At 29.5% G+C, this 3,293-nt stretch carries 5 protein-coding genes and 1 pseudogene; 5 read left to right on the top strand and 1 reads right to left on the bottom strand.

Going from position 1 to position 3,293, the window contains the following annotated elements:
- From ACP7BT_RS13505 to ACP7BT_RS13485, 5 genes and pseudogenes are all read left to right on the top strand, one after another.
- Positions 1-168: pseudogene (locus tag ACP7BT_RS13505) on the top strand (IS6 family transposase); the annotation flags it as partial.
- Between the two features lie 20 nt (positions 169-188).
- Positions 189-404 (top strand): GNAT family N-acetyltransferase, encoded by a 216-nt coding sequence (locus tag ACP7BT_RS13500; RefSeq protein ID WP_271437651.1) that lies wholly within the window; start codon positions 189-191, stop codon positions 402-404.
- Between the two features lie 259 nt (positions 405-663).
- Positions 664-1,185 (top strand): TetR/AcrR family transcriptional regulator, encoded by a 522-nt coding sequence (locus tag ACP7BT_RS13495; protein WP_064263324.1) that lies wholly within the window; start codon positions 664-666, stop codon positions 1,183-1,185.
- Positions 1,178-2,296 (top strand): MFS transporter, encoded by a 1,119-nt coding sequence (locus ACP7BT_RS13490; RefSeq protein WP_064263321.1) that lies wholly within the window; start codon positions 1,178-1,180, stop codon positions 2,294-2,296. The genes ACP7BT_RS13495 and ACP7BT_RS13490 overlap by 8 nt, the downstream gene beginning before the upstream one ends.
- A 162-nt stretch (positions 2,297-2,458) precedes the next feature.
- The gene (locus ACP7BT_RS13485) at positions 2,459-2,704 is read left to right on the top strand and encodes a hypothetical protein (protein ID WP_064263319.1); all 246 of its coding nucleotides are present in this window, start codon (positions 2,459-2,461) and stop codon (positions 2,702-2,704) included.
- 74 nt (positions 2,705-2,778) lie between these two features.
- Here ACP7BT_RS13485 and ACP7BT_RS13480 read toward each other — a convergent pair whose 3' ends face one another.
- The gene (locus ACP7BT_RS13480; protein ID WP_271437652.1) at positions 2,779-3,189 is read right to left on the bottom strand and encodes a hypothetical protein; all 411 of its coding nucleotides are present in this window, start codon (positions 3,187-3,189) and stop codon (positions 2,779-2,781) included.
- Positions 3,190-3,293 lie beyond the last annotated feature (104 nt).

Below are 3,293 nucleotides of genomic sequence, written 5' to 3'. Positions count from 1 at the left end.
CACCGTCATATTAAAGTGAGAAAGACGAGATATCAAAGCGTCAATACGGCAAAGAATACACTCAAAGGTATTGAATGTATTTATGGTCTATATAAAAAGAACCGTAGGTCTCTTCAGATTTACGGATTTTCGCCGTGCTACGAAATTAATCACATGTTGGCCAGTTAAGGGAATACTACCATGTTAAAATGATAATTAGTTATATTTTTTCTGACTTTGCAACAGAACCAAATGGATTCGGTTCATTATTGTTAAAGGAATCTGAAAAGTTAGCTGACAAGTTAAACTGTAAAGTAATTACATTGAATAGTGGAATTAGAACAGAAAGAGAAAATGCACATAAGTTTTATAAAGCTAATGGGTTTGAAAGTAAATCTTATGGGTTTTCAAAAAGTATCAACTAATGAAATTTCATATTAGCAATAATAGCTTATTAGCCAATCTTAAAGCGCAGTACTTATATAGTGAGTGTACTGCGCTTTCTCATTTATTGGGTAAAATTATTCTCATATATCGAGTAAAGTAACAAGACTTAATGCAACAATTAAATGTAATCTTTTGACCTTGGTTTAAAGATAACATTTATATTTGATACTTTACTTCTATATAAATGTACAGTAAAATTCGAAAGAGAACGTTCACTATCTTTTTTTGGAGGAGCATATGAAAACAATAAAGAAAAAAGATCAGTTGATTTTGTCAGCGACTGAATTATTCAATAAGCAAGGTTATAATGCGACGGGCATCGATCAAATAGTAGAACATGCTAATGTTGCTACTATGACGCTATATAGAAATTTTAAGTCTAAAGAAAAATTAATTGAATCTGTGTTATTACGAAGAGAGATTTTATATTTTAGCTATCTATTTGATAACGAAGATTTATCAATAGAAAATATTGTTGTAAGACATTTGAATTGGTTAGAGAATTATCATTCAAATGGTTGTCTTTTTTTAAAAGCAAATGAGGAATATCAAAATAAAAATGAAGAAATTACTAAAATTGTAAAACAACATAAGATTAATTTATTAAATAAATTAAATGACATTTTAAAAAATGAGGAAATGTCTTTTAAAATTATGATGGTTTTGGAAGGTAGTACTTCAATGGCTGAATATATTGGAATAGATATAGTCAGAAAAACGACCTTAAAACTAATGAAAGATGTGATTAAAGATGTATAAAAAGATCACAGTAATTGGTTTACTCATGATAGCTTTGACATATGGAATTGCTAGATTTGGATTCGGGTTATTAATACCACCAATTAGTAAAGACTTAAATATAAGTAGTACTACTGTAGGTTTCATTAGTTCTTCTTCATATTTGGCTTATTGTATCGCTATTGTTATATCTTCAATATACGCTAGTAGGATTGATTCTAAAAAATTCCTTACGCTTTCTGGATTAGCAGCAGTCATTGGTATGCTACTGATTGTTATATCAAATAATCCAATTATATTAGCTATTGGTGTTTTTATAGCGGGTACAAGTACAGGATTGGCGTCTCCAGCATTAGGAAATATTGTCAATTTTAATTTAAAGTCTGATGAGAAAAGTAAATCAAACACATGGATTAATGCAGGGACAGGGTTTGGTATTCTAATTTCGGGACCTTTATCATTCTTAATGGGAAATGATTGGAGAAGTATTTATGTAATTTTTATTATTATAGGCATTGGAATACTTATTGCAAATCTTATTTTGATACCAAAATCACAACCAACTATAACGAACACAAAACATTATGAATTATCATCCATTTTTAAACTAGGTTGGAAAATCATTATAAGTTCCTTTATTTTGGGATTAGCTTCATCAATATATTGGACATTTTCAAAATCTTATGTAGATCAATTTAATACACATAATATATCAATAATATTTTGGATGATAGTTGGTATTTCAGGCATTATAGGTGGATTTTCAAGTAGCATAGAAGAAAAACTTGGAATTAAAAAAACATATTTAATAATTGTTATCATGACTACATTATCAATGTTACTCATCACCATACAACCATCTAATATTATTTTAACAGATATATCAGCGATTCTATTTGGAAGTAGCTATGTATTATTGACTGGTATTTATATCTTGTGGGGTATTAAAATATTTTCTAAAGATCATTCTATAGGAATTGGTATACCGTTTTTAGTACTTGCTATAGGACAATTAGTGGGTTCAAGTATATCTGGTTTTTCTATAGATTTAATAGGGTATAAGTTTTCATTCCTTCTTTTTAGTATTTTTAGTCTAAGTTCTTTATTTTTCAAGCCTTACAATAGTAAATGAGAAAATAATATTCAATAGTAATTTCAAATTTAACAAATAAGATGACAGTTATATTAGTTGAAACATACTTATATAGAAATAAATTAAACCAAAAATAAAAAGCCGATGTATCGGCTTTTTTTAGTGTACATGTGAATATTAAAAATGATGGAGGGATTTCACATGAACACATTCGTTTTCGGCGTGATTACAAAGCGATTAGAAGAAAACGGTCTTAATGTACACGAGGTATTTAATATGAGCGATAAACAGGCTAAGAAAGAATTATTTGACGATTTATACCACTATGCCCGCTATACAAAACCATGCGGTGCAGAATTAACGATGGTGGCATTAGATGCTGATGAATTGATGCACTACTTTGTATGCTGTTATATGGAGCGTTATGCTTACAGATTGAACGCTTAACCGTTACGACATTTTCCAAATGTCGTTGAACTCAAAAAAGAGGTGACTGTACATAGTCACCTCTTTTTTTACGTTTAATCTTCAAACTCTAAAGGTTGTGCATGTAATCTTAAATAATATTCCTCAAGATCCCCTAGAACTTTTATAGCACTTAAATAATCATAGCCTTTAACACCTCGTTTTTGTATAGACTTCCATTGCTGTAAACAATCAATACCATACACAACTTGGATTAAATCCACATAATCCTTACGACCAAAGCCAAAATGGAAAAAGAAATTATCATTATCGTATCGACCTTCAAAACATAATAGATAAGTTAAAAACTGACGTATGCGATACTGGTCATATTTACGCTTATAATCAGCAAGTTCGGGTTTTGTTAGTTTATGTTCACGTAATACTTTAAAGGCGGGTAAACCGTATTCTAAAGCGTATTGATAACCTTGATAATCTTCATCAGTTTTAATATGGTTCTGTTGCAAAGTTGAATTTATAGTATAATTTTAACAAAAAGGAGTCTTCTGTATGAACTATTTCAGATATAAACAATTTAACAAGGATGTTATCACTGTAGCCGTTGGCTACT

It is taken from the genome of Staphylococcus sp. Y174-1 (assembly GCF_049897865.1).
GTDB lineage: Bacteria > Bacillota > Bacilli > Staphylococcales > Staphylococcaceae > Staphylococcus > Staphylococcus saprophyticus.
This window is presented reverse-complemented; position numbering and strand designations above follow the sequence as displayed.